At 69.8% G+C, this 24,629-nt stretch carries 22 protein-coding genes and 5 tRNA genes; 12 read left to right on the top strand and 15 right to left on the bottom strand.

Annotated features, from left to right (window positions below):
• Positions 1 to 117 precede the first annotated feature (117 nt).
• A complete protein-coding gene (ndgR, locus tag ACQEWB_RS34740; protein WP_007384919.1) occupies positions 118 to 834 on the top strand; it encodes an IclR family transcriptional regulator NdgR in 717 nt (238 codons plus the stop codon).
• An 84-nt stretch (positions 835 to 918) separates the two neighbouring features.
• Here the strand turns inward: ndgR and ACQEWB_RS34735 are convergent, their stop codons facing one another.
• The gene (locus ACQEWB_RS34735; protein WP_432838105.1) at positions 919 to 1,428 is read right to left on the bottom strand and encodes a DUF4188 domain-containing protein; all 510 of its coding nucleotides are present in this window, start codon (positions 1,426 to 1,428) and stop codon (positions 919 to 921) included.
• 83 nt (positions 1,429 to 1,511) lie between these two features.
• Here ACQEWB_RS34735 and ACQEWB_RS34730 point away from each other — a divergent pair, with 83 nt between their 5' ends.
• Positions 1,512 to 2,156 carry a MerR family transcriptional regulator gene (locus tag ACQEWB_RS34730; RefSeq protein ID WP_432838103.1) on the top strand — a complete coding sequence of 215 codons (645 nt, stop codon included), beginning with the start codon at positions 1,512 to 1,514 and terminating at the stop codon, positions 2,154 to 2,156.
• Between the two features lie 52 nt (positions 2,157 to 2,208).
• On the opposite strand, the gene ACQEWB_RS34725 is transcribed toward ACQEWB_RS34730, so the two are convergent.
• From ACQEWB_RS34725 to ACQEWB_RS34685, 9 genes are all read right to left on the bottom strand, one after another.
• Positions 2,209 to 2,281 (bottom strand) — tRNA-Glu (locus tag ACQEWB_RS34725).
• 43 nt (positions 2,282 to 2,324) lie between these two features.
• Positions 2,325 to 2,396, bottom strand: a tRNA-Gln gene (locus ACQEWB_RS34720).
• 20 nt (positions 2,397 to 2,416) lie between these two features.
• Positions 2,417 to 2,489 (bottom strand) — tRNA-Glu (locus tag ACQEWB_RS34715).
• 29 nt (positions 2,490 to 2,518) lie between these two features.
• A tRNA-Glu gene (locus ACQEWB_RS34710) sits at positions 2,519 to 2,591 on the bottom strand.
• Between the two features lie 55 nt (positions 2,592 to 2,646).
• Positions 2,647 to 2,718 (bottom strand) — tRNA-Gln (locus ACQEWB_RS34705).
• 91 nt (positions 2,719 to 2,809) lie between these two features.
• Entirely contained in the window at positions 2,810 to 3,541 is a 732-nt protein-coding gene (locus ACQEWB_RS34700; RefSeq protein ID WP_432838101.1) for an HAD family hydrolase, read from the bottom strand.
• An 83-nt stretch (positions 3,542 to 3,624) separates the two neighbouring features.
• Positions 3,625 to 5,109 (bottom strand): glutamate--tRNA ligase, encoded by a 1,485-nt coding sequence (gene gltX / locus ACQEWB_RS34695; RefSeq protein WP_432838099.1) that lies wholly within the window; start codon positions 5,107 to 5,109, stop codon positions 3,625 to 3,627.
• Positions 5,093 to 5,878: a fumarylacetoacetate hydrolase family protein gene (locus tag ACQEWB_RS34690; RefSeq protein WP_432838097.1), complete on the bottom strand. Its 786-nt coding sequence runs from the start codon at positions 5,876 to 5,878 to the stop codon at positions 5,093 to 5,095. The genes gltX and ACQEWB_RS34690 overlap by 17 nt, the downstream gene beginning before the upstream one ends.
• A 124-nt stretch (positions 5,879 to 6,002) precedes the next feature.
• Entirely contained in the window at positions 6,003 to 6,188 is a 186-nt protein-coding gene (locus tag ACQEWB_RS34685; protein ID WP_432838095.1) for a hypothetical protein, read from the bottom strand.
• A gap of 568 nt (positions 6,189 to 6,756) precedes the next feature.
• Here ACQEWB_RS34685 and ACQEWB_RS34680 point away from each other — a divergent pair.
• From ACQEWB_RS34680 to ACQEWB_RS34645, 8 genes are all read left to right on the top strand, one after another.
• Complete coding sequence (locus ACQEWB_RS34680; protein WP_432838093.1) at positions 6,757 to 10,656, top strand: nitrate- and nitrite sensing domain-containing protein; 3,900 nt, start codon at positions 6,757 to 6,759, stop codon at positions 10,654 to 10,656.
• Between the two features lie 9 nt (positions 10,657 to 10,665).
• Positions 10,666 to 11,079 (top strand): roadblock/LC7 domain-containing protein, encoded by a 414-nt coding sequence (locus ACQEWB_RS34675; protein ID WP_003973453.1) that lies wholly within the window; start codon positions 10,666 to 10,668, stop codon positions 11,077 to 11,079.
• Between the two features lie 109 nt (positions 11,080 to 11,188).
• Positions 11,189 to 11,584, top strand: a complete 396-nt coding sequence (locus ACQEWB_RS34670; protein ID WP_016432454.1) for a DUF742 domain-containing protein — start codon at positions 11,189 to 11,191, stop codon at positions 11,582 to 11,584.
• Positions 11,565 to 12,140, top strand: coding sequence for a GTP-binding protein (locus ACQEWB_RS34665; protein ID WP_432838091.1), 576 nt, complete (start codon positions 11,565 to 11,567; stop codon positions 12,138 to 12,140). Before ACQEWB_RS34670 ends, ACQEWB_RS34665 begins: the two co-directional genes overlap by 20 nt.
• 391 nt (positions 12,141 to 12,531) lie before the next feature.
• Complete coding sequence (locus ACQEWB_RS34660) at positions 12,532 to 15,819, top strand: nitrate- and nitrite sensing domain-containing protein (protein WP_432838089.1); 3,288 nt, start codon at positions 12,532 to 12,534, stop codon at positions 15,817 to 15,819.
• 10 nt (positions 15,820 to 15,829) lie between these two features.
• Positions 15,830 to 16,243, top strand: coding sequence for a roadblock/LC7 domain-containing protein (locus ACQEWB_RS34655; protein ID WP_005479603.1), 414 nt, complete (start codon positions 15,830 to 15,832; stop codon positions 16,241 to 16,243).
• Positions 16,244 to 16,337: 94 nt separating this feature from the next.
• On the top strand, positions 16,338 to 16,931 hold the full coding sequence (locus ACQEWB_RS34650) for a DUF742 domain-containing protein (RefSeq protein ID WP_432838086.1): 594 nt from the start codon (positions 16,338 to 16,340) through the stop codon (positions 16,929 to 16,931).
• On the top strand, positions 16,912 to 17,493 hold the full coding sequence (locus ACQEWB_RS34645) for a GTP-binding protein (protein WP_026248371.1): 582 nt from the start codon (positions 16,912 to 16,914) through the stop codon (positions 17,491 to 17,493). Before ACQEWB_RS34650 ends, ACQEWB_RS34645 begins: the two co-directional genes overlap by 20 nt.
• Before the next feature lie 54 nt (positions 17,494 to 17,547).
• On the opposite strand, the gene ACQEWB_RS34640 is transcribed toward ACQEWB_RS34645, so the two are convergent.
• The 4 genes from ACQEWB_RS34640 to ACQEWB_RS34625 all read right to left on the bottom strand — a co-directional run bounded on the left by ACQEWB_RS34640 (position 17,548) and on the right by ACQEWB_RS34625 (position 22,464).
• Positions 17,548 to 18,057, bottom strand: a complete 510-nt coding sequence (locus tag ACQEWB_RS34640; RefSeq protein WP_432838083.1) for a hypothetical protein — start codon at positions 18,055 to 18,057, stop codon at positions 17,548 to 17,550.
• Between the two features lie 71 nt (positions 18,058 to 18,128).
• Positions 18,129 to 18,317 (bottom strand): acyl-CoA carboxylase subunit epsilon, encoded by a 189-nt coding sequence (locus tag ACQEWB_RS34635; protein ID WP_432838081.1) that lies wholly within the window; start codon positions 18,315 to 18,317, stop codon positions 18,129 to 18,131.
• Between the two features lie 57 nt (positions 18,318 to 18,374).
• On the bottom strand, positions 18,375 to 19,970 hold the full coding sequence (locus ACQEWB_RS34630; RefSeq protein ID WP_432838079.1) for an acyl-CoA carboxylase subunit beta: 1,596 nt from the start codon (positions 19,968 to 19,970) through the stop codon (positions 18,375 to 18,377).
• Positions 19,971 to 20,124: 154 nt separating this feature from the next.
• Positions 20,125 to 22,464, bottom strand: a complete 2,340-nt coding sequence (locus ACQEWB_RS34625) for a polysaccharide lyase 8 family protein (RefSeq protein WP_432838077.1) — start codon at positions 22,462 to 22,464, stop codon at positions 20,125 to 20,127.
• 145 nt (positions 22,465 to 22,609) lie between these two features.
• On the opposite strand from ACQEWB_RS34625, the gene ACQEWB_RS34620 reads away from it, so the two are divergent.
• Both ACQEWB_RS34620 and ACQEWB_RS34615 read left to right on the top strand, forming a co-directional pair.
• Entirely contained in the window at positions 22,610 to 23,164 is a 555-nt protein-coding gene (locus tag ACQEWB_RS34620; protein WP_432838075.1) for a YceI family protein, read from the top strand.
• Between the two features lie 137 nt (positions 23,165 to 23,301).
• Entirely contained in the window at positions 23,302 to 23,940 is a 639-nt protein-coding gene (locus ACQEWB_RS34615) for a hypothetical protein (protein WP_432838073.1), read from the top strand.
• Here ACQEWB_RS34615 and ACQEWB_RS34610 read toward each other — a convergent pair.
• Positions 23,897 to 24,493, bottom strand: coding sequence for a YdeI/OmpD-associated family protein (locus ACQEWB_RS34610; RefSeq protein ID WP_432838071.1), 597 nt, complete (start codon positions 24,491 to 24,493; stop codon positions 23,897 to 23,899). The genes ACQEWB_RS34615 and ACQEWB_RS34610 overlap by 44 nt on opposite strands.
• Between the last annotated feature and the right edge of the window lie 136 nt (positions 24,494 to 24,629).

The following is a 24,629-nucleotide window of genomic DNA, read 5'->3' as shown; positions in this document are numbered from 1 at the left end:
GTTCCCGGGCACCCGCCGCCAGGCCCGTCGGTCTGCGGGCCGCTGTGCATACAAGGGTTGCGCGTCTCACGGAAAAATGAACTTGCGTTTCACAGAGTGAGACGTGAGTATCGTTGCATGGACAACAGTAGCGGCGTCGGCGTTCTGGACAAGGCAGCCCTTGTCCTGAGCGCCCTGGAGTCCGGGCCCGCCACGCTCGCAGGATTGGTGGCGGCCACCGGACTGGCACGACCAACGGCCCACAGACTGGCCGTGGCCCTGGAACACCACCGCATGGTGGCACGTGACATGCAGGGCCGTTTCATTCTCGGCCCCCGTCTCGCGGAGCTGGCCGCGGCGGCCGGCGAGGACCGCCTCCTCGCGACCGCGGGCCCGGTGCTCACGCATCTGCGGGACATCACGGGCGAGAGCGCCCAGCTCTACCGCCGCCAGGGCGACATGCGCATCTGCGTCGCCGCGGCCGAGCGCCTGTCCGGCCTGCGGGACACGGTCCCGGTCGGCTCGACGCTCACCATGAAGGCCGGCTCCTCCGCGCAGATCCTGATGGCCTGGGAAGAGCCGGAGCGCCTGCACCGCGGCCTTCAGGGCGCCCGCTTCACGGCCACCGCGCTCTCGGGCGTACGGCGCCGCGGCTGGGCCCAGTCCATCGGCGAGCGGGAGCCGGGCGTCGCCTCCGTCTCCGCGCCCGTGCGGGGCCCCTCCAACCGCGTGGTGGCCGCCGTCTCGGTCTCCGGCCCCATCGAGCGGCTGACCCGGCACCCGGGCCGGATGCACGCCCAGGCGGTCATCGACGCCGCGGCCCGCCTCTCCGAGGCCCTGCGCCGCACCGGCTGACTTCCGGACCACACGGGAACGTCAGCGGGGAGGGCCCGCCCCAACGCCGCGGCAGGCCCTCCCCGCTCCCCCGATCCCCCCTGGTCACCCGGTCTTCTCGGCCGCCGCCTCCGGCTGCGAGCGGTGCGCGAACCGGTCCTTGGCGTACCGGCCCCGCTTCTCCAGCGGGATCTGCCCGTGCGCCGCCGCGAGGCCGAAGGCCGGCATGTCCCCGTAGATCGCCTCGTACGACCCCTCCGGCACCACGTACGCCTCGTGCCAGATCCCCACCTGCCCCCGCAGCTTCCCGTCGCGCTCCTTGCGGTTGAGCGCGCCCCAGGCCTTGTGGTGGAACGCGTCCGGCGCGGTCGCGTAGGCGTACAGCTTCTCCTTGGACTCCCAGTACTGCACGACGTAGTAGGTGCGCGGCGAAGCCGTCAGCAGGACCTTGCTGCGCAGCCCGCGCGCGGGGTCCTTCTCCAGCTCCCGCAGCATGCGGAGCATGCCGAGCATCACCGGCCCCCACAGATGGACGGCCCAGAAGCGGTTGATGCGCATGCCGATCAGCAGGACGACGACATCGCCCTTCGCGTCGGCGGTCGTACGGGACACCATGGCGACTTCCCCTTTGTTGGCGAGCGGCGCTATCCGAGCGGCGATGATGGGATAGTGCCGGTATCCGAGAAGGAGCGCAAGACATGCGGCTGGCCGAACTGAGCGAGCGCAGTGGGGTGTCCACCGCGACGATCAAGTACTACCTGCGCGAAGGCCTGTTGCCGCCGGGCCGCCAGATCAACACCACGACCGCCGAGTACGACGAGGAGCATCTGCGCCGGCTGAAACTGGTCCGCGCGATGATCCAGGTCGGGCGCGTGCCGGTGGCGACGGTCCGGGAGGTGCTGGGGCATGTGGACGACGACTCGCTGCCCCGGGTGATCCGCCTGGGCGCCGCCCTGTGGGCACTGCCACAGGTGCCGGAGCCGGACGAGGACGACGAGTACGTCCGGACCGCGCACCAGCAGGTCGACGCGCTGCTGGACCGGCTCGGCTGGGAGAACGCCAAGCAGCTCACGACGATCTCCCCCGCGTATCGCTCGCTGGTGGTGTCGGTGGCCGCGTTCCGTCGGCTCGGCTACGACTGGGGTGCCGAACTACTCGCCCCGTACGCCGAGTTGATGCACCGGACGGCCGTCCTCGACATGGACAACATGGAGACGCATCCGTCGGAGGAGGAGCGGATCGAGTTCGCGATCCTGGGGGCGATCATCAACGAGCCGATCCTCCAGTCGCTGCACCGGCTGGCACAGGAGGAGGAGTCGGCGCGGCGGTACGGCTTCGAGTGAGCGGGACATGCGAAAGGCCCTCCAGCTTCACGCTGGAGGGCCTTCGATCGAGTACCCCCGACCGGATTCGAACCGGCGCTACCGCCTTGAGAGGGCGGCGTGCTAGGCCGCTACACAACGGGGGCGTGGATCTTGCGAGCGTTTGACTTACAACGCCGCAGATCCGAGCTGGTCTACCTGGACTCGAACCAAGACTAACTGAACCAGAATCAGTCGTGCTGCCAATTACACCATAGACCAATGTGGTTTAGACCAGTTCGTACCCCCGACCGGATTCGAACCGGCGCTACCGCCTTGAGAGGGCGGCGTGCTAGGCCGCTACACAACGGGGGCCCTAGCGATCCCGAGTTGACCGGGACCAGTACCCCCGACCGGATTCGAACCGGCGCTACCGCCTTGAGAGGGCGGCGTGCTAGGCCGCTACACAACGGGGGCTTTGCGGATACTGCGTTTGATTCAAAGCATCCGCGGCGCAGATGAGCTCTGCGAGCTGGCCTACCTGGACTCGAACCAAGACTAACTGAACCAGAATCAGTCGTGCTGCCAATTACACCATAGGCCACTGGAACGCAAGCCCCTGCGGGGATCTTGTTCTAGTTCGCTCCCCCGGTTTCCGGCCTTTCGGCCCGCTCCCCGGCGGCGCAGGAAGAACATTACCTGAAGGTGGACGGGGCTCCAAAACGGGTATCAGCGCCGAGGATCGCGGGGAGTTCGGCGAGGGAGGCGATCCGGCGGGGGCCCGTGGGGGCGCCGTCACCGGTGTGGACGCCCAGGCGGTCGATCCACACCGACAGCAGTCCGGCGTCGGCGGCACCGCGCCCGTCGATCTCCGGGTGGTCGCCGACGTAGGCGACCTCGTGCGGTGCGAGGTCCAGGGCCTCGCAGGCGGCCAGGAAGGCGCCGGCCTCGGGCTTGGAGACGCCGAGTTCGGCGGCGCAGAGGATGACCTCGAAGCGGTCGTGCACGCCGAGCGCACGCAGCTTGCGGTCCTGGACGTGGATGCTGGAGTTGGACAGCACGGCGTGCCGGTGGCTGGCGGCGAGGGCGTCCAGGGCGGGCATGACGTCCGGGAAAAGGGCCCAGGCGGCCTCGTAGTACGCCTTGTAGCGCCGGAACCAGTCGTCGGCCTCGTCGTCGGTCAGCTCCCGCTCCAGGAACAGCCGCACCCGGTCCCGCCGCTGCCCCTCGAAGGAGACCTCGCCGGCCGAGAACCGCGCCCAGTTGACCTCGGTGGCCACCCGCCACCGCTCAAGCGCCTCCGGCACGGCCTCGTCCTGGTCGAGCAGCCCCTCGACGACCAGGTACTCCCGCATGGCCGCACGGTCCGCCCCGCTGTAGTCGAAGAGAGTGTCGTCAACGTCCCAGACCACGGCGCGAATACTCATGATCCGACGGTAACCCGGAGCGGGCGAACAGTGTGAGGGGCGGCACCCGGCTGTCCGGGTGCCGCCCCTCACACTGTTCGGCGTTACGCCGCGAGCTTCGCCAGTGCCGCGTCGATCCGGGCCAGGGTCTTCTCCTTGCCCAGGACCTCCAGGGACTCGAAGAGGGGCAGGCCGACCGTGCGGCCGGTGACCGCCACGCGGACCGGGGCCTGGGCCTTGCCGAGCTTGAGGCCGTGGGCCTCGCCCGCCGCCAGGACGGCCTCCTTCAGGGACTCCGCCGAGGTCCAGTCCGCGGAGTCCAGCTTCTCGCGGGCCGTGGTGAGGAGCGCGTCGCTGCCCTCCTTCATCGCCTTGGTCCAGGACGCCTCGTCGGAGACCGGCTCCGCCAGGAACAGGAAGTCGACGTTGTCGGTGATCTCCGAGAGGACCTTGAGGCGGGTCTGGGCGTGCGGGGCGATCGCGTGCCACTTCGACTCGTCGAAGTCCTCCGGGGCCCAGGGCGCGAACGGCGCCCGCAGCCAGGGGGCGCAGCGCTCCGTGAAGTCCTTCACGTCGAGCATCCGGATGTGGTCGCCGTTGATCGACTCGCACTTCTTCAGGTCGAAGCGGGCCGGGTTGGGCTGGACGTCCGCGATGTCGAAGGCCGCGATCATCTCGTCGATCGTGAAGATGTCCTGGTCGGCGGAGAGCGACCAGCCCAGCAGGGAGAGGTAGTTGAGCAGTCCCTCGGGCAGGAAGCCACGCTCGCGGTAGAGGTTGAGGGAGGACTCCGGGTCCCGCTTGGAGAGCTTCTTGTTGCCCTCGCCCATGACGTAGGGGAGGTGCCCGAAGTCCGGGGTCCGCTTGGCGATGCCGAGCTCGGTCAGCGCCTTGTAGAGCGCGATCTGCCGCGGGGTGGAGGAGAGCAGGTCCTCGCCGCGCAGGACGTGGGTGATCTCCATCAGGGCGTCGTCGACGGGGTTCACGAGCGTGTACAGGGGCGCCCCGTTCGCTCGTACGATCCCGTAGTCCGGCACGTTCTCCGGGGTGAAGGTCAGCTCGCCGCGGACCAGGTCGGTGAAGGTGATCGTCTCGTCGGGCATGCGGAAGCGGACGATCGGCGTACGGCCCTGGGCCCGGTACTCCTCGACCTGCCCGGCGCTCAGGTCGCGGCAGTGGCCGTCGTAACCGGACGGCTTGCCGGCGGCGCGGGCGGCGTCGCGGCGGGTGTCCAGCTCCTCCTGGGAGCAGTAGCAGTGGTACGCGTGACCGGCGTCGAGGAGCTTGGCGGCGACGTCCTTGTAGAGGTCCATGCGCTGCGACTGGCGGTACGGCGCGTGCGGGCCGCCGACCTCGGGGCCCTCGTCCCAGTCGAAGCCCAGCCAGCGCATCGCGTCGAGCAGCTGGTTGTACGACTCCTCGGAGTCGCGGGCGGCGTCGGTGTCCTCGATACGGAAGACGAGGGTGCCCTGGTGGTGGCGGGCGAACGCCCAGTTGAACAGGGCGGTGCGCACCAGGCCCACGTGGGGGTTGCCGGTGGGGGAAGGACAGAAACGGACGCGTACGGGTGCGCTAGCCACGCTTGACAACCTTGTTGGTGAGAGTGCCGATGCCTTCGATGGTGACGGCGACCTCGTCGCCGACGGTGAGCGGCCCGACGCCTGCCGGGGTGCCCGTGAGGATCACGTCGCCGGGGAGCAGCGTCATGGCCTCGGTGATGTTGACGATCAGGTCCTCGATCGGGTGGATCATCTCGCTGGTGCGGCCGAGCTGGCGCTGTTCGCCGTTGACCGTCAGCTGGACGGTCAGGTCGGACGCGGTGGCGAGGTCGAGGTCGGTCTCCACCCAGGGGCCGAGCGGGCAGGAGGTGTCGAAGCCCTTGGCCCGGGCCCACTGCTTCTCGCGCTTCTGGACGTCACGTGCGGTGACGTCGTTCGCGCAGGTGTAGCCGAAGATCACGTCCGCCACACGCTCGCGCGGGACCTCGCGGCACATCCGGCCGATCACCACGGCCAGCTCGGCCTCGTGGTGCAGTTCCTCGGAGAAGGAGGGGTACTGGATCTCGTCGCCGGAGCCGATCACCGAGGTGGAGGGCTTGAAGAAGGCGAAGGGTGCGTCGGGCACCTCGTTGCCCAGCTCGCGCGCGTGCTCCGCGTAGTTGCGGCCGTAGGCCACGACCTTGTTGGGGAGCACCGGCGGCAGCAGCCGGACCTTGCTCAGCGGGACCTTCGTACCGGAGAGCTCGAAGTCCGCGAACGGGATGCCCTTGATGATGTCGAGGACGAGCTCGTCCGGCCTGTCGCCCTCGACCGCGCCGAAGGCGACGTTCCCGTCGATGGAGAATCTGGCGATGCGCACGGGATCCTGGCGCCCCTCACTGAAGCCGGTGGAGTCTGACGCTCCAGGCTAACGCGGGAGGGGGCCGCCGACTTGCGCATTACCTGCTGCGGGCGGCTTGAGTGATCAGCGCGTCCGGCGCGTATCAGTCGGCGACGGAGGCGGTGACGGGGATGTCCATCAGTACGGTGCGCCTGGGGTTGGCGGTCTGGGCGGGGAGGTCGAGGGGGTGCTCCTGCTCGGGGGTCTGCAGTGCGTCGGCGTCCTCGAGGTGGGCCAGGGTCGTGCGCCGCGGGTTGGCTATGTTGTGGAACATCATCGTCGTCTTCACGGTTGTACTGACCCTGTCGTCTGTGTGTGGGTTGGCAGTTGCCGACTTCTTGTAAAGCGTCAGGCTAAACATCCAATTCCCATGCGAAGCCGTGAAGCCCCCTTGATCAGCATGTGAGTTTGCTCACTGAGCGGCAGGCAAACCGGTCAATTCCGGCCCGCAACTCACCCCAACGAAACGGACATTGACCCCCTGAAGCCATCATTCCGCTCCTGATCATGGCGACTGGGACACCGCCCGATCCCGTCCAACTCGCGCGGATACGCCCGTTATGGGGAAGATCCCTTTCTACGCCTGGTGACTCCGCACTCACGTGCTGTCACATAGGTCACGGCATGACCCGTGAGCCTTGTTGGAGATCCTGCACTGTGCTGGAATGCCACGGACCGCCGCAGGATCGAGCCGGCGCACAGGGGGCGCAACGAGCGCCGGGTGGCGGCGAGATAGGGGGAACCAGCGCCGGTCACTCAAGACCACCTGGGGGGCGCGTTCAGGGCGCTCCCCAAACGCCGACACCGTGTCTTTCCGTTCACGCGGAGGGGCGCCTGGTCCAGAGGTTGCGACGCTAGTGCAGGGACGTTTCAAGAGGGATGGCAGTGCTTCGGCGGAGCCGGAGCCGCACGGCGGGACTGGCCCCGTAAGCGGCAGTTCCTCGCCCCAGCACGCCCAGAACCCGGTTCCGGCCCCGACCGGCGACGGCGGTGAGCGCTCCGGGCGCCCCGGCGCGTCGGCATCCGCCGGTTCCCCGCCCCCCGCTCCGCCGGTGAAGCCGCCCAAGGGCCCGAGCGGCCCCGGGACGCGCCTGGCGCTGCGCAACTGGCGTATCTCCACGCGCCTGGTCTCGCTGCTCGCGCTCCCCGTGGTCGCCGCCACCTCGCTGGGCGCGCTGCGCATCAGCGACAACATGGACGACATCCAGCAGCTCGACAACATGAAGCTGCTGACGGAGATGACCAAGCAGGCCACCGAGCTGGCCGCCGCGCTCCAGGAGGAGCGCGACCAGTCCGCCGGTCCGCTGGCGCACGGCTCCAAGGCGAGCGACTACACGGTCAAGGGCTACCGGGACAAGACGGACCGGGCGAAGCAGAACTTCATCGACGCCGCCGAGGAGATCGACACCTCCAACAACGACGGTTCCCTCCAGGGCGTCCGGGAGAGCCTCGTCGGTGTGGTCAGCGACCTGGAGGGGCTCTCGAAGATCCGCTCCACCGCGTACGAGGCGAAGCTCAACTCCTCGCAGACGGTCGAGGCCTACCACCGGCTCATCACCCACCTGCTGGACCTCTCCCAGGACATGGCGGAGGCCACCAGCAACCCCGAGATGATCCAGCGCACGCGCTCGCTGTCCGCGTTCTCCTCCGCCAAGGAGTACGCGTCGATGCAGCGCGCGGTCCTGGCGGCGGCGCTGCCCGCGAACAACTCGACCTTCGGCAGCCTGTCGGAGAACGACCGCCTGTACGCCGACTCGGCGCTCGAGAGCCAGATCTCCGAGCTGCGCAGCTTCAAGAGCATCTACGGCACCGAGGGCGCCGCCTCTCTCCTCAAGCCCATCGAGGAGAACAACGCGACCATCAAGGCCACCGACACCTACGCCAGCCGCGCGCTGGCCGGCCAGGGCGGCCTTCAGGACCTGCAGAAGCGGTCCTACCAGGACTGGGTGGACGACAGCTCCACCAAGATCGACCAGATGAAGAAGATCGAGCACACGCTGCTCGAGGACATGGAGCAGAAGGCCCGCGAGCTGCGCTCCGCCTCCGAGCGCGAGGCGATCATCTCCGGTGCGCTGATCCTGCTCGTGCTCGGCGTCTCGCTCGTCGGCGCCTTCGTCATCGCCCGCTCCATGATCCGCTCGCTGCGCCGCCTCCAGGAGACCGCCAACAAGGTCGCCCAGGATCGCCTGCCCGAGCTGGTCAAGCAGCTGTCGGAGTCGGACCCGCAGGACGTCGACACCTCCGTCGAGTCGGTCGGTGTGCACTCCCGGGACGAGATCGGCCAGGTGGCCGCGGCCTTCGACGACGTGCACCGCGAGGCGGTCCGCCTCGCCGCCGAGCAGGCCCTTCTCCGGGGCAACGTCAACGCGATGTTCACCAACCTCTCGCGCCGCTCCCAGGGTCTTATCCAGCGCCAGCTCTCGCTCATCTCCGAGCTGGAGTCGCGCGAGGCCGACCCGGACCAGCTGTCCTCGCTCTTCAAGCTCGACCACCTCGCGACCCGTATGCGCCGGAACGGTGAAAACCTTCTGGTCCTCGCGGGTGAAGAGCCCGGCCGCCGCTGGACCCGCCCGGTCCCGCTGGTCGACGTGCTCCGCGCCGCCGCCTCCGAGGTGGAGCAGTACGAGCGCATCGAACTGGCCGCCGTGCCGACCACCGAAGTGGCCGGCCGCGTGGTCAACGACCTCGTGCACCTCCTCGCCGAGCTGCTCGAGAACGCGACCTCCTTCTCCTCGCCGCAGACCAAGGTCAAGGTCACCGGTCACGCGCTGCCCGACGGTCGCGTCCTGATCGAGATCCACGACACCGGTATCGGCCTCTCCCCCGAGGACCTCGCGGCGATCAACGAGCGGCTCGCCTCGCCGCCCACCGTGGACGTCTCGGTCTCCCGCCGCATGGGTCTGTTCGTGGTCGGCCGGCTGTCGCAGCGCCACGGCATCCGCATCCAGCTGCGCCCGTCCGACTCCGGTGGTACGACCGCGCTGGTCATGCTTCCCGTGGACGTCGCCCAGGGCGGCAAGAAGCCGCAGGGCAAGCCCGGTCAGGGCGCCGGCGGTGCCGGTGGTCCGGCCGCCGCGCAGGCCGCCGCCGGTGTGGCCGCTGCTCGCCGTCAGGCCGCCGGTGCCGGTGCGCCCGGTGGTCCCGCCCTCGGCGCCGGTGCGCCGGGCGGTGCTCCCGGTGGTGCCCTCGGTGCCGGTGCGCCCTCCGGGGGCGGTCGGCTTGGGGCCGGTCAGGGGCCGCGGGCCGCGCTTCCGGGCGCCGGCGGCGGCAACGGCCGTCCGGGTGCGCCGGGTGGCGCGCGTGGACCGCAGTCTCCGGGCGCCGCGCCGCAGGGCCGGCCGGCTCCCGCGGGCGCGGGTGCCTTCGGTCAGGCGCCGGGTGCGCCGCAGGGCCTCCAGGCCGCGGGCCAGGACGCCTTCGGCGGTCAGGACAGCTTCGGCGGCGCCCGTGGTGCCGTACCCCCGCAGTCCTCGAACAACTCCGAGCCGCCCAAGGAAGGCCGCGGGCGTCGCGGCCGTATCCCGCAGCTGCCGGGCCGCGGTGGGCCGCGGGCCGAGCTGCCGGGCGGCAACCAGCAGCCGCGCACGCCGAGCTGGAGCGACGAGAACGCGCAGCCGCCGGTGCCGCGGGCCTCGCTCGACACCCCGCGCGGTCACGACGAGACCTCCCGGATGCCGCGCATCGACGCGACCTCCGAGATGCCGGCGATCGGGCGCACCGACGAGCGCCAGGCGCCGGGCTCCACCTCCGAGTTCCCGCGCCCCGACTTCGGCGCGGTCAACAACCCGCAGCACACGGGCCAGTTCGCCCGTCCGGGCACGGACTCGCCGCAGAACACGGGGCAGTTCGCCCGCCCCGGCTCGGAGTCGCCGCAGAACTCGGGCCAGTTCGGCCGTCCCGGTGCGGACCCGGCGCAGAACACCGGGCAGTTCGGTGCTCAGGACTTCGCGGTTCCGCAGCCCGGTGCCAACGGTTCACAGAACTCGGGTCAGTTCGTCCGCTCGGACGTCTTCGGTTCGCCGAACGGCCAGAACGGTCAGAACAACCCGAACAACCCGGCGAACACCGGTCAGTTCGCGAGCCCGACGGCCTACGACCCCAGCTCCACGGGCCAGTTCGCCACGCCGGGCTACGACGGCAGCTCCACCGGACAGCACTCCCTGCCGGGCCGTCCGAACGGCAGCAGCAACGGCCAGTTCGAGCGTCCCCAGGGCGACTTCGGTGCCCAGCGCCCGCCGGTCCCGCCGCGTCCGCAGCAGCGGCCCGCCCGCCAGGAGCCCGAGGCGCTGCCGCCGGCCTCCGGCCCGGGCGACGGCCGTACCCCGCTGTACGACACCCTGGAGACCAACTGGTTCCACGGCGGACCGGGCGGTGGCCGGCCGGGCAACGGCAACGGCTCCGCTCCCGCCCCGCAGCAGTCGCAGGCTCCGGCCGCGCCCGCTGCCCCTCAGCGTCCCGCGACCTCCAGCTGGCGCAGCTCGCCGAACGACGACCTCGTCCGGCAGGCAGAGCGCGTACGGCAGCCGGCCGCGGGCGGCGTCACCACCTCCGGCCTGCCGCGCCGGGTGCCCCGGGCGAACCTCGTCCCGGGCACGGCTCAGCAGCAACAGCACCAAAGCGGTCCGGCTGTCTCGCGTGCGCCTGACGACGTACGCGGCCGGCTGACCAATCTCCGTCGGGGCATCGCGCAGGGTCGGCAGGCCGGTACCGGCCAGACCGGCAGCTTCCCGGGCCCCACTCACCAGCAGGAGCGTTAGTTGAGCCAGATGAGCCAGGCGGCACAGAACCTCAACTGGTTGATCACCAACTTCGTGGACAACACCCCCGGTGTGTCCCACACCGTCGTCGTCTCTGCCGACGGTCTCCTTCTGGCGATGTCGGAAGGCTTCCCGCGGGACCGCGCGGACCAGCTCGCGGCTGTCGCGTCCGGGCTCACCTCGCTGACCGCCGGGGCCTCCCGGATCTTCGAGGGTGGCAACGTGGCGCAGACGGTCGTCGAGATGGAGCGGGGATTCCTGTTCCTGATGTCCGTCTCGGACGGTTCGTCCCTGGCCGTGCTCGCGCACCCCGAGTGCGACATCGGCCTGGTCGGCTACGAGATGGCGCTGCTCGTCGACCGTGCAGGTGCGGTCCTCACACCGGACCTGCGTGCCGAACTACAGGGCAGTCTGCTCCACTGACCGGCTAGGATCCACCCCCCTCACGACATCACCGTCCGGCCGACACAATCCCCCACCGGCCCTGTCAGACGGCCAGCCCGACCGACTTGCTGTCCCGCCCGGAGGATTCATGACCCCGCCCACCGCCTCTCATGATCCGTACGCGGAGCCGTACGAGGATGAGGGCGACCAGCCGCTGGTACGTCCGTATGCGATGACCGGCGGCCGGACCCGGCCGCGCTATCAGCTCGCCATCGAGGCGCTGATCAGCACCACGGCCGACCCCGCAGCACTCATGGGGCTGCTCCCGGAGCACCAGCGCATCTGCCACCTGTGCCGTGAGGTCAAGTCGGTCGCCGAGGTGTCGGCGCTCCTGGCCATGCCGCTGGGCGTGGCCCGCATTCTCGTCGCGGACCTGGCCGAGGCCGGGCTCGTCGCCATCCACCAGCCGGGCGGCGACGAGACGACCGGTGCGCCGGACGTGACACTGCTCGAAAGGGTGCTCAGTGGACTTCGCAAGCTCTGACGGAGGGCGGGCCACCACCTCCGCGAAGATCGTGGTGGCGGGTGGTTTCGGCGTGGGCAAGACGACCTTCGTCGGCGCCGTCTCCGAGATCAACCCGCTGCGCACCGAGGCCGTCATGACGTCCGCGTCCGCGGGCATCGACGACCTCACCCACACCGGGGACAAGACCACCACCACGGTGGCCATGGACTTCGGCCGTATCACGCTCGACCAGGACCTGATCCTGTACCTGTTCGGTACGCCGGGTCAGGACCGCTTCTGGTTCATGTGGGACGACCTGGTACGAGGCGCGATCGGCGCGATCGTGCTCGTCGACACCCGGCGCCTGGCCGACTGCTTCCCCGCGGTCGACTACTTCGAGAACAGCGGACTGCCGTTCGTCGTCGCACTCAACGGCTTCGAAGGGCACCAGCCGTACGCTCCCGAGGAGGTGCGCGAGGCCCTGCAGATCGGCCCCGACACCCCCATCATCACCACCGACGCCCGCCACCGGGCCGATGCCAAGAGCGCGCTGATCACTCTGGTCGAGCACGCCCTCATGGCACGGCTGCGGTAGATCGTCACCAAGTCGGCAATGTCGTACGGCAGTTGTCGTAGAAGCACCGGAGCCGGCTGTGGCCTTTGACACGGTCGGCCCCGGTGTTCATAACGTTTCGGCAGAGGAATCGGGTGGTACGGCCACAGGTCGTTGCCAACTGGTGTCGCTGCGCACACGAAGGCCCCGTCTTTTGACGGGGCTCGCTCTTTATGACCGTTTTATCTGGGGCTTACATCACACGGAATCCTCGCTTTCCACTGTTTGGAAGAGCGCAGGTCGTCGTGCTGGAATGCCTGAACTGCCCAATAGTCAAAGACGTACTCAGTAGTACTGCGTACTCAGTGGCGAACTGGGCTCTGAGACACTGCGGCACAAGGTTCGTGCCCGCCGCCGAGAGGTTGTTGGTCGAGTGAGGCGAAGCAAGAACGGTCCCGAGCCGTCGGCCCGGGGCAACTTCACCCCGCCGCCGCGCGGAGCGGCGCCCGCCCCTGTGCCCGGATCGGAACCAACGGCCGCGCCGGCCCCCAGCGGCGGCCGTCTCTCCCCGCGCAACTGGCGCGTTCCGACCCGGCTGAACGCGATCCTGCTCATACCCGTGGCGGTCGGCCTGGTGATGGGCGGCTTCCAGGTGAAGGGCTCGATCGACACCTGGCAGGACGCCAAGGACGCCGAGAACACCGCCCGTCTGGTGCAGGCCGCCCTGACCTACAGCAACGCGGTGCTGGTCGAGCGTGACGGCACCGCCGCGCCGCTGCTCAAGGGCAAGAGCATGACCGCCGCCGACAAGGCGACCGTCGCCAAGCTGCGCAAGGACACCGACGAGGCCGCCGACGCCTTCGACGAGGCCGCCCAGAACATGCCGGACCGCCCCAACCTGGTCCGCCGCCTGGAGCGCTTCCGCAAGGTCGAGCCGGAGCTCGCGACCATCCGCGAGAAGGCCTACACCAACAAGTTCTCAGGTGTGGAGACCGAAGAGACCTACGTGGACATCGAGCACCCGCTGCTCGAGTTCTCCAACGAGCTCGGCCTCGGCACCGGAAACATCACCAGCTACGGCCGCTCCGTCTATGCGATCGCACTGGCCAAGGGCGCGCTCTCGCTGGAGCGCGCCATCGGCATGCACCTGCTGGTCAACCCGGGTCCCAAGGAGACCGACCTGGCCAAGCAGCGCGTCGCCCTGACCTCGTACGCCTATCTGGAGGGCATCGCGCTCCAGGAGTACCAGGCCGGTGGCACCGACGAGGACCTCGTCAAGCTGAACACCCTCACCACGCAGATCAAGGCGGACGGCGCTGCGCTGGCGAAGCAGGCGGCCGCGAAGGCCGCCGCCGCGGGCCAGAAGTACGTGCCGCCGCCGTCCGACCCGACCACCATGATCCAGGGCATGGCGTCGCTGCAGACCACGGCCCCCGCCGCGCGCGAGGCCCTGGCCGAGCAGGGCATCACCGCCGAGAACTGGTGGGCCGTCACGACCCTCAAGTTCGACGCCTACCGCAAGCTGGAGAAGGCCAAGGCCGACACCGCGGTGAGCGAGGCCTCGACCATCGCGGACAACGCCAAGCGTGACGCGCTGATCACCGGTGCCGTCGTCGTGGTCGCCCTGCTGCTCGCGTTCATCCTGGCCGGTGCCGTCGCCCGGCAGATGTCCCGCTCGATGCGCCAGCTGCGCAACGCCGCCTTCGGCATCGCCGAGCAGCGGCTGCCGATGCTGGTCGACCAGCTCTCGCGCACCGACCCCGGCCGGGTCGACACCCGGGTCGCGCCCATCCCGATCAACACCCGGGACGAGATCGGCGAGGTCGCCCGCGCCTTCGACCAGGTCCACCGCGAGGCGGTCCGACTGGCCGCCGAGCAGGCCCTGCTGCGGGGCAACATCAACGCGATCTTCACCAACCTGTCGCGCCGCAACCAGTCGCTGATCGAGGGCCAGCTGACCCTGATCACCGACCTGGAGAACAACGAGGCCGACCCGGACCAGCTGGAGAACCTCTTCCGCCTGGACCACCTCGCGACCCGCATGCGCCGCAACGGCGAGAACCTCCTGGTCCTCGCCGGCGAGGAGCCCGGCCGCCGCTGGGACCAGCCGGTCCCGCTGGTCGACGTGCTCCGTGCCGCCTCCTCCGAGGTGGAGCAGTACGAGCGCATCGAGCTCTCCGGCGTCCCGGAGGCCGAGATCCACGGCCGCGCGGTCACCGACCTCGTGCACCTGCTCGCCGAGCTCCTGGAGAACGCCACCACGTTCTCCTCGCCACAGACCAAGGTCCGCGTCACCGCGACCCGTCTCCCCGACGGCCGCGTGATGATCGAGATCCACGACAAGGGCATCGGCCTCACCGCCGAGGACTTCGCGGACATCAACCACAAGCTGGCCAACCCGCCGACCGTGGACGCCGCGATCTCCCAGCGCATGGGCCTCTTCGTGGTCGGCCGGCTGTCCGACCGGCACGGCATCCGGGTCCAGCTGCGCCCCTCGGGCGAGCAGGCCGGTACGACCTCCCTGGTCATGCTGCCGGACGCGATCACCCACGGTGGTGGCGGCGGCGAGCAGCAGCCCTCGCAGGACGAGTTCACGGTCTCGCAGATCATCCCGGAGCAGCAGTTCCAGGGCGAGGACTTCAACAACGGCCTGCCGATGCGCACGGCCGCGGAGCTCGGCTTCGACGACACCCGCTACGCCGAGGTCCCGGACGACATCCGGGAGCTGGACCCGGTCGGCCGCTCGCTGATGCGCGAGGAGCGCCGGGCGGCCCTGGAGGGCCGGCAGGAGCACGGCCAGCCCGGCCAGGACTCCCCCGAGATCCCGCCGTACGCCGACGCCTTCGACGGCCCGCAGGCATACGACAACGGCCGCGGCGGCTTCCAGGAGCAGAACACCGGCTCCTTCGACCCGCGCCCGGCGTACGAGGAGCAGCAGCAGACTCCGTACGAGGAGCAGCAGCGCCCGGCGTACGAGGAGCCGTACTTCGCGCCGAACGGCGGCCTGCCGCAGAACGACACGTTCTCGTCGAACGGCGGCTACCCCGAGCCCTCGTATGCGGAGCCGGTCCAGGAGGAGCCCGGGGTCGCCCGCGGTGGCGTACCGGAGTCCTTCCCGGCCTTCGAGGAGCGCCGCTACCAGGACGACTGGCCACAGCAGGACGGCTACCAGAACGGTTACCAGGACCAGTACGCTCCGGAAACGGAACCTGTGCAGGCCGCTGACGTCAGTGAGCGCGACCGCGTAGGCTTCGAGCGTCCGGGACCTGCTCCCTCCGCCGCCCACGCGCTGACCGACGCCGGGCTTCCCCGCCGCGGATCCTTCGCGGGTGGTACGAACGGTTCGAACGGCACCCGGCACGTGAACCAGGAGACGCCGGCACCGGCGCCCGCCGCCGCCACGCCGGAGACCAACGGCAGCGGCAACGGCGACTGGCGCTCGGCCAACGACGAGCGCTGGCAGCAGGCTTCCGCGCTCCGGAAGCCCAAGGCGGGCGGGGTCACCTCCTCCGGCCTGCCGCGGCGGGTACCCAAGGCCAACCTGGTCGAGGGAGCCGCCAGCAGCACCCCCCAGGGAGGCCCACAGGTCTCCCGCGCCCCGGAGGACGTCCGGGGCCGGCTGAGCAACCTGCGTCGCGGTGTACAGCGCGGACGCAACGCCAGCAGTGAAACGAACGGCCAGGGCTTCGGCTCTGACAGCACCTACAACCAGGAGCGTTAGTGTGAGCCCGATGAGCCAGGCGGCGCAGAACCTGAACTGGTTGATCACCAACTTCGTGGACAACACCCCGGGGGTGTCCCACACGGTGGTGGTCTCCGCCGACGGACTCCTTCTGGCGATGTCCGAAGGGTTCCCGCGTGACCGTGCCGATCAGCTTGCGGCCGTCGCGTCGGGTCTGACCTCGCTGACCGCCGGTGCCTCGCGCATCTTCGAGGGCGGCAGCGTGAACCAGACGGTTGTGGAGATGGAGCGGGGATTCCTCTTCATCATGTCCGTATCCGACGGTTCCTCCCTCGCGGTTCTCGCTCACCCCGAGGCGGACATCGGCCTCATTGGGTACGAGATGGCCCTTCTGGTGGACCGTGCCGGTACGGTCCTGACGCCGGATCTGCGTGCCGAACTCCAGGGCAGCCTGCTCAACTGACAGACAGACGGTGCGTTTTGGCGTCCCGGGGCCGTAAGGTTTCGGGACGCGGCTCCACAGGGATGGGTGCTCGGCACAGTCGGAGGAGGAGAAAGTGGCAACACCCCCAGGCGGTTCGAATTCGGGTAACTGGTCGTACGGCCCTGCCCAGGGCCCGAACGACGGTTCCCAGAACCCGAACCGTTACAACTTCCCCTCCGCCCCGAGCCAGCGGCGTCAGCAGCCGTACGCGCCCCAGGGTCCGCAGGGTCCCGGGCCGTCGCCGTACGACCAGCCGCCGGCGCCACGTATCCAGCCCGTGCAGCCGCAGCGACGCTCCCCTGAGCCTTCCCCCGCGGGAGGCGCCAGCAACCCCCTGGTGCGTCCGTACGCCATGACCGGCGGCCGGACCCGCCCGCGCTACCAGCTCGCCATCGAGGCACTGGTGCACACCACCGCGCAGCCGCACCAGATGCAGGGCCAGCTGCCCGAGCATCAGCGGATCTGCAACCTCTGCCGGGAGATCAAGTCGGTGGCCGAGATCTCGGCCCTCCTGACCATCCCTCTCGGCGTGGCCAGGATCCTCGTCGCCGACCTGGCGGAAGCAGGACTGGTCGCCATCCATCAGCCCGGCGGCGACGAGAACGCCGGCGGCCAGCCAGACGTGACACTGCTCGAAAGGGTGCTCAGTGGACTTCGCAAGCTCTAGCGGCGGTCCTTCCCGCTCCACCACCTCAGCGAAGATCGTGGTGGCGGGCGGCTTCGGCGTGGGCAAGACCACGTTCGTCGGCGCCGTCTCGGAGATCAACCCGCTGCGCACAGAGGCCGTGATGACGTCCGCGTCGGCCGGCATCGACGACCTCACCCACACCGGGGACAAGACCACCACCACGGTGGCCATGGACTTCGGCCGTATCACCCTGGACCAGGACCTCATCCTGTACCTGTTCGGCACCCCCGGTCAGGACCGCTTCTGGTTCATGTGGGACGACCTGGTACGAGGCGCGATCGGCGCGATCGTCCTGGTCGACACCCGGCGTCTCGCCGACTGCTTCCCCGCGGTCGACTACTTCGAGAACTCGGGCCTCCCCTTCGTCATCGCCCTCAACGGCTTCGACGGCAACCAGCCGTACAACCCCGACGAGGTCCGCGAGGCCCTGCAGATCGGTCCCGACACCCCGATCATCACCACCGACGCCCGCCACCGTGCGGACGCCAAGTCGGCCCTGATCACGCTGGTCGAGCACGCCCTGATGGCCCGCCTGCGCTAGCGACAACCGCCGTACGACGAAAGGGCCCCCTCTTCCCGAGGGGGCCCTTTCGCGTCAGCGACCGGCCGCGTTCCGCAGGATGTCCCGCATGGATCCCATCCCGAACCTGTCCTCGGCGCTGGAGAGTTCGGCGACCTCCAGCAGGATCGGCCGCAACTCGACCCCGGCCTCGCGGGCCTCCTCGCGCAGGTAGTGCAGGGTCACCAGCTCGTCCCGGGTGTCGTGCCCGTGATCCGCGACGGACATCTGGAGCAGCCGCAGCCGGAACCCCTCGGGGGTGGCCTCGAAGGGCAGCTGCGCCGCCCAGCGGAACGCCGTGTGCCGGCTCAACAGGGCCCGCACGGCGGCCCGTTCGGGCTCGCCCCCGCGCTCGTAGCATCGGACAAGGTCCCGCAGCGCGTCCTCGGCCTCCGTACGGACGCCCGCCTCGTCCAGCGGATGGCGCCGCTCCCGCATCCTCCGTTCCCAGTCGGGATCGGACGTGTCCACCGGCCGCTCCGCGATGGGCTTGAGCCGCGCGTCGACGAGCGCGACCCGGTCCCCTATCTCCGTCAACTCCGTCATGGTTCCCCATGATGCGCCACGGCCCCGCCCTCCCGGTGGGGAGGGCGGGGCCGTATGCGGGGCTGTGGGGCTCAGTGCCAGCTGTGCGGGGCCCGGAAGCCACCTTCGCGCTCCAGGCGGCGCCAGCCGGCCTTGGGGCCTCGGTGGGCCGGGGTCTCGGAGGGCTGGGCGGCCGCGCGGGCGAGGAGGACGGCCGTGATGGCGGCGACTTCCTCGGGGTCGGCGTGGCCCTTCTCGACGCGGATGTCAGGGGTGTTCATAGGTCTCAGTCTCCGTGAGAGAGGTTTCCGCGGGGGTAGCGCGGAGGGTCCGCTGGGTTACTGCGGGGGGTTGCCGTGCTTGCGCGAGGGCAGGTCGGCGTGCTTGGTCTGCAGCATGGCGAGGGAGCGGATCAGCACCTCGCGGGTTTCGGTCGGGTCGATGACGTCGTCGACCAGGCCGCGCTCGGCCGCGTAGTACGGGTGCATCAGCTCGGACTTGTACTCCTTGACCATGCGGGCCCGCATGGCCTCGGGGTCCTCGGCCTCGGCGATCTGCCGCCGGAAGATGACGTTGGCGGCACCCTCGGCGCCCATCACGGCGATCTCGTTCGTCGGCCAGGCGTAGGTGAGGTCGGCACCGATGGACTGGCTGTCCATGACGATGTACGCACCTCCGTAGGCCTTGCGCAGGATCAGGGAGATCCGCGGCACGGTCGCGTTGCAGTAGGCGTAGAGGAGCTTCGCGCCGTGGCGGATGATTCCGCCGTGCTCCTGGTCGACGCCCGGGAGGAACCCGGGGACGTCCAGGAAAGTGACGATCGGGATGTTAAAAGCGTCACACATCTGGACAAAGCGCGCAGCTTTTTCGCTGGCCTCGATGTCCAGGACGCCGGCGAGCGTCTGCGGCTGGTTGGCGACGATGCCGACGACCTGGCCGTCCAGCCGGCCCAGCGCGCAGATGATGTTCCGCGCCCAGCGCTCGTGGACCTCCAGGTACTCGCCGTCGTCGACGATCTCCTCGATGACCTTGGCCATGTCGTACGGGCGGTTGCCGTCCGCCGGGACCAGGTCGAGCAGGACGTCGCTGCGGCGGTCGGCCGCGTCGGCGGCCTCGACCCGCGGCGGGTTCTCCCGGTTGTTCTGGGGCAACAGGCTGAGCAGGTAGCGGACTTCGGCGATGCAGGTCTCTTCGTCGTCGTAGGCGAAGTGGCAGACGCCGGACGTCTCGGCGTGCACGTCGGCGCCGCCCAGGCCGTTCTGGGTGATCTCCTCGCCGGTCACCGCCTTGACCACGTCCGGGCCGGTGATGAACATCTGCGAGGTCTCGCGGACCATGAAGACGAAGTCGGTGAGGGCGGGCGAGTAGGCCGCGCCGCCGGCGCACGGGCCGAGCATCACGCTGATCTGCGGGATGACCCCGGACGCCTTGGTGTTGCGCTGGAAGATGCCGCCGTAGCCGGCGAGCGCCGAGACGCCCTCCTGGATACGGGCGCCCGCGCCGTCGTTCAGCGAGACCAGCGGGGCACCGGCCGCGATGGCCATGTCCATGATCTTGTGGATCTTCGTGGCGTGGGCCTCGCCCAGCGCGCCGCCGAAGATGCGGAAGTCGTGGGCGTAGACGAAGACCGTGCGGCCCTCCACCGTGCCCCAGCCGGTGATGACACCGTCGGTGTACGGCTTCTTGGCCTCCAGGCCGAACCCGACCGCCCGGTGCCGGCGCAGCTGCTCGACCTCCTGGAAGGAACCCGGGTCGAGGAGCAGCTCGATGCGCTCCCGGCCGGTCAGCTTGCCCTTGGCGTGCTGGGCCTCCGTCGCCTTCTCGCTCGGTCCGGCCAGCGCCTGCGCACGGATCTCGTGCAGCTCGGCGACTCGCCCGCGCGCGTCCGTCGGCTCACCCGTCGACTCACCCGGCGCCTCATCCAAAACGGTCATGTAGCGACCTTACGAAGCCCATCGAGGAAAGCGAGCCGTCGACTCCGCACAGTCTCCGGCCCGTTTTCCTGGTACCACTGAACAGAACCTCGGCGGCATGCAGCCTTTCCGACTGCTCAGGGGGCTTCCCCCTTGTCGGGGTCGCACAAAGACGTCACCCGAGAGACACCTCACATTGGTGAGTCGCACATGACACGCCTGGGGTAACCCGGACCGTCAGACGGCGTCCGACGGACAGCACCTCGACCGACGCGTCCGCCCGCACCACCCCGCGCACCGGCTGCTCCCAGGAGACCTCGACCGGCTCACCCGTGCGGCTCGGCTCGCTGACGCAGAGGGTAGCGGTACGTCCGTGCCGCCGGACCAGCACGCTCGCGGGCGCCGAGGCGGTGAGCGGACCCGCGCTGCCGGCCGCCCAGAAGTTGGCGGCCGTGAGCCCCAGGGAGGGGACACGGACGCCCTGGCGGGCGGAGTCGTTGGCGAGGACCGACAGCCAGTGCCGGTCGACGGCTCGGGCGACGACGGTACGAAGGGACGCTCCGGGCAGCAGGACATAGACGTACGTGGCGTCGACCGGGTCGGTGCCGTGGTCGAGCCAGAGGGTCTGCCAGCGCCGGGTGGCCCGTTCGGCCGTACTCGTGGTGTTGATGTCGGCCCAGGCGCCGGTGCGGTCCTCGCGGAGGGAGTGCAGGTCGCCTGCGACCAGCCAGCCGCCCTGGCCCTCCAGGTGGGCCCAGCCCCGCCCCCGTACGAACTCCTGGGTCCCGCCCTCCCCCAGGTTCCGGTTGTCGACGACCGTCTCCACCGGGACGCCGTCGGTGCAGGTGATGCCGGCGCCCAGGCAGATCACCGCGTCCGGCACGCAGAACCAGGACTTGCGGGCCTCCAGGGTCGAACCGAGGCCCTTGAGGTGCTGGCCGACGGCCGCGTACTCGCCGTCGGTGGTGCCGCCGACCCAGCGGACATCCGGCTTGGGGGCGCCCCACTCGCCGCCCGCGCGGTCGGGCAGGCGGACGGTGGAGACCGTCGTGCCCGGCAGGCGGTACCAGTCGACGGTCGGCCAGTACCAGTCCGTGTACTGGTCGCCACGGCCGCCCGTGGGCCACCAGGAGAGCAGCCCGGCGCCCGTGTGCCAGCCGCGCGGGTTCTCGCCGTTGCCGCATTCGTAGTACGTGATGCGGTCGCTGCACATCGAGATGCTCGCGGTGAAGGCGGGGCCGCGGTGGACGGCGCGGTCCATGGCCGGGAAGAGACGGTGGCCGAGGGGTTCGGGGGCGGCGGGGGTCGACGCGTCGGCGACCGCGTGCAGCCGGGCCAGGTCCGCCACGCCGAACTGAGGGGCCGTCAGGATCGGTGTCACCGTGTCCCGTTCGATCCAGCCCTTCACATACGACTGCCAGCGCTCGCGTTCCGCCGCGCTCGCGCCGCCGGCCAGCAGGGGGATCGCGGCGATGATGCCCTGGCCGTGGAAGTGGTCGCTGCGCATGACATGGAGGTCGTCGCTCTTGAGGTAACCCCGGCTGATGGCGCGGCCATTGACGCAGTCCATCACCAACCCGTCGTGGATCAGGGGCGCGTAGGCGTGCTCGACGCTGTCGAGGACGATCTGCCGGTTCGGATCGGTCACCTCCCATTCCGACCCCGCGAGGAGGGTGAAGAGGCGCCCGAGGCCGTCGAGCATGACCTGTCCGTACGTCCCCGAGTAGGCGACCCAGGTGTGCTGGACGAAGGAGCCGTCGGCGTAGAGCCCGTCCCCCTGGGTGACGTAGGGGAAGACCGGGGAGAGGGCGTCGCGGGCGAGGGCGATCTTCGCCGGGGTCCGCCCCAGGATGCCGCGGAGGGCGACGGAGCGGCACAGGTCGACGCGGTTGGCGCCGGTGGACGTACCGGAGTAGTCGGTGAGCATGGAGTCCGGGATGAAGTGGTCGACGGCGGCGCAGGCGGACTCCCGCTGGGCGTCGGTCAGTTGACCGTACAGGGCGGCCGTGATGTCCATGAGGAGACGGGGGCTGCCGATCTGCCATTCCCACCAGTTGCCGTAGCGGGTGGTGGCGGGGTTGTAGACGGTGGCGGCGAGGTGGTCGAGGCCGCGGAGCACGTCCGCGAGGAGCGCCGGGTCGCCGGTGGAGCCGGTGCCCTGCTGGAGGTGGGCCTGGGCCATGGTCCACAGGCGGCTGTAGCTCTGGGTGATGCCGGCGGGCGGGTCGTAGGGGTAGCCGGGCCAGAGGGAGGTCGGGGTGGGGGCCATGGCGGCCTGGGCGGCGCGGGCGAGTTCGCCGGTCCGGGCGAGGCGGGAGGCGTACGGCTCCGCCGTCGGGTCGTAGCCGGTGCCGAGGGCGAGGTCGAGCCAGCGCAGGCGGAGGGCGGTGTATGGATCGGGGTCGGGGTCGGGGTCGGCGGCGCGGGCGGCCGGGGTGGTCACGGCGAGGAGCGCGGCGGTGAGTAAGACGGCTCGGCGGGTGGGTCTCACAAGGGCCCTGCTGGGAGATTTCATGTCATGGGCATCTACCACCTCAGAGTGACCAGGCCAACACTCGCGGATGATGTTGAAACTTGAAAGGAATAGGTCTACGGTCATTCCCGTTGAGTAGTTCAACATTCAACATCACGCATTCCACGTCACTCCGAAGGAGCCTGTGATGACGACCCCCGACCTGACCGCACTGACCGGCGACTACACGATCGACGCGGCCCACTCCTCGATCGGCTTCACCGTCCGCCACGCCATGGTCACGAACGTCAAGGGCAAGTTCCTGGACTTCAGCGGAACGCTGCACCTGGACGGCGGCGACCCGTCCGCGTCCACGGCGTCCATCGACGTCAAGATGGACAGCATCGACACGGGGGCGCCGGACCGTGACGGTCACCTGAAGAGCGCGGACTTCTTCAAGATCGAGGAGTTCCCGACGATGACCTTCCGCTCCACCAAGGCGGAGGCGCTCGGCGACGAGGACTACCGGATCACCGGTGACCTGGAGATCCTCGGCACGACCAAGCCGATCACCATCGACCTGGAGTTCAACGGCGCCGCGAAGGACCCGTTCGGCAACGAGCGCGTGGGCTTCGAGGGCAAGGCCGAGATCAAGCGTTCCGAGTGGGGCCTGACCTGGAACGCGGCGCTGGAGACGGGCGGCGTGCTGGTCTCCGACAAGATCAAGCTGAACTTCGACATCTCGGCGATCAAGAACGCGTGACGTATCGCGACCAGTGACGTGTCGCCACGCATGATGTCTCGCGACTCGTGAGCGCCCGTCCCCTGAACAGGTGTTCCCTGTATCAGGAGGGCGGACGCTCGGTCATGTCCGTGAGGGCTTGAGACCCAGGGGGACACATGACCGAGAAGTCAGGACCACAGCACTATCCGCATGCCGACCGCACCCACTGGTACCAGCAACGCTTCCCGGGCGACGCCATGGAGGTCAACGTCGTCGTCCTGCACACCACCGAGGGCCGTACGCTGCCCGGTTACGACGGCGGCGCCATCGCGCCGAACCTCACGGCGGTGCCGGACCTCACCACGCGCAAGCTGAAGTGGTACCAGCACTTCGACATCGACATCTCCTCACGTGCGCTGCGGAACCTCTCCGGCGGCGTGGAGACGAACACCCTCAACGTCTGCCAGGCCGAACTGGTCGGCACCTGCTCCCCCGACACCCACCGGAAGTGGACGGACGCGGGCCACGCACACGTCTTCTGGCCCGAGGCCCCCGCGTGGGCGCTGCTCGAACTCGGCCGTTTCCTGGCCTGGATGCACGAGGAGCACGACGTGCCGCTGCGCGGTCCCGCGCTGTGGCCGCCGTACCCGAAGTCCTTCGGCAGCAAGGCCGGGCAGCGGATGAGCGGGCGGGAGTGGAACGGCTTCAAGGGCGTCTGCGGTCACACGCACGTGCCTGAGAACGACCACGGGGACCCCGGCGCGATCGACTTCAGCGGCCTACTGAAGGTCGCGCGGGAGGTACTGGACGACTGAGCCGGGCGAGGGCGGCGTCCAGCCGGGCGGCCCGGCCCTTGGTGGTACGGGCGGTGAGCAGCCCGTGGATCACCTGGTAGCGGTCGGTCCGCCCGAGGCGGTCGAAGGCGGCGCCGGCCTGCGGGTTCCGCTCCAGGGCGGCGGCCAGGTCGGGGGGTACGACGGCTTCGCTCTGGGACGCGTAGGCGGCGGCCCACCTGCCGTCCGCCTGCGCGGCGGCGACCTCCGCGAGCCCTGCGGGCCGCATCCGCCCCTCGGTGGTCAGCTCGGCCACGCGCCGCACATTCACCATCGACCAGACGCTCCCTCGCCTCCGCGGGGTGATCTTCTGGAGGTAGTACGACGCGTCAAGTGCCTTGCGCTGTCCGGTGATCCAGCCGTGGCAGAGAGCGACATCGTTGACCTCGTCCCACCCGACGGACGCGATCCCGGACCCCTTCTTGGCGACCTTGACCCACAGTCCGGGGTGGGGAACGGGGTGGGCTGCCAGCCAGGAGTGGAGTTCGGTGACGGTGGCGAAGGCCCGGGCTTCCAGGGCGTCGGAGGAGCTCATGGGGAGACCGTAGGAGACAAATAGGCCAGTTTCTGTCCTCTATCTCTCGCTCTACGCGTGCTCGGACGGCTACGGGCATCGGTCATAGACTTGAGCCGCCGGGAACGGGGGACGAGCTACCGACCCCAGGAGGACC

The sequence above is a fragment of the Streptomyces sp. CA-249302 genome (genome assembly GCF_050936785.1).
Lineage (GTDB): Bacteria > Actinomycetota > Actinomycetes > Streptomycetales > Streptomycetaceae > Streptomyces.
Note: the sequence above shows the minus strand (reverse complement) of the source record. Positions and strands in the feature narration are given on the sequence as shown.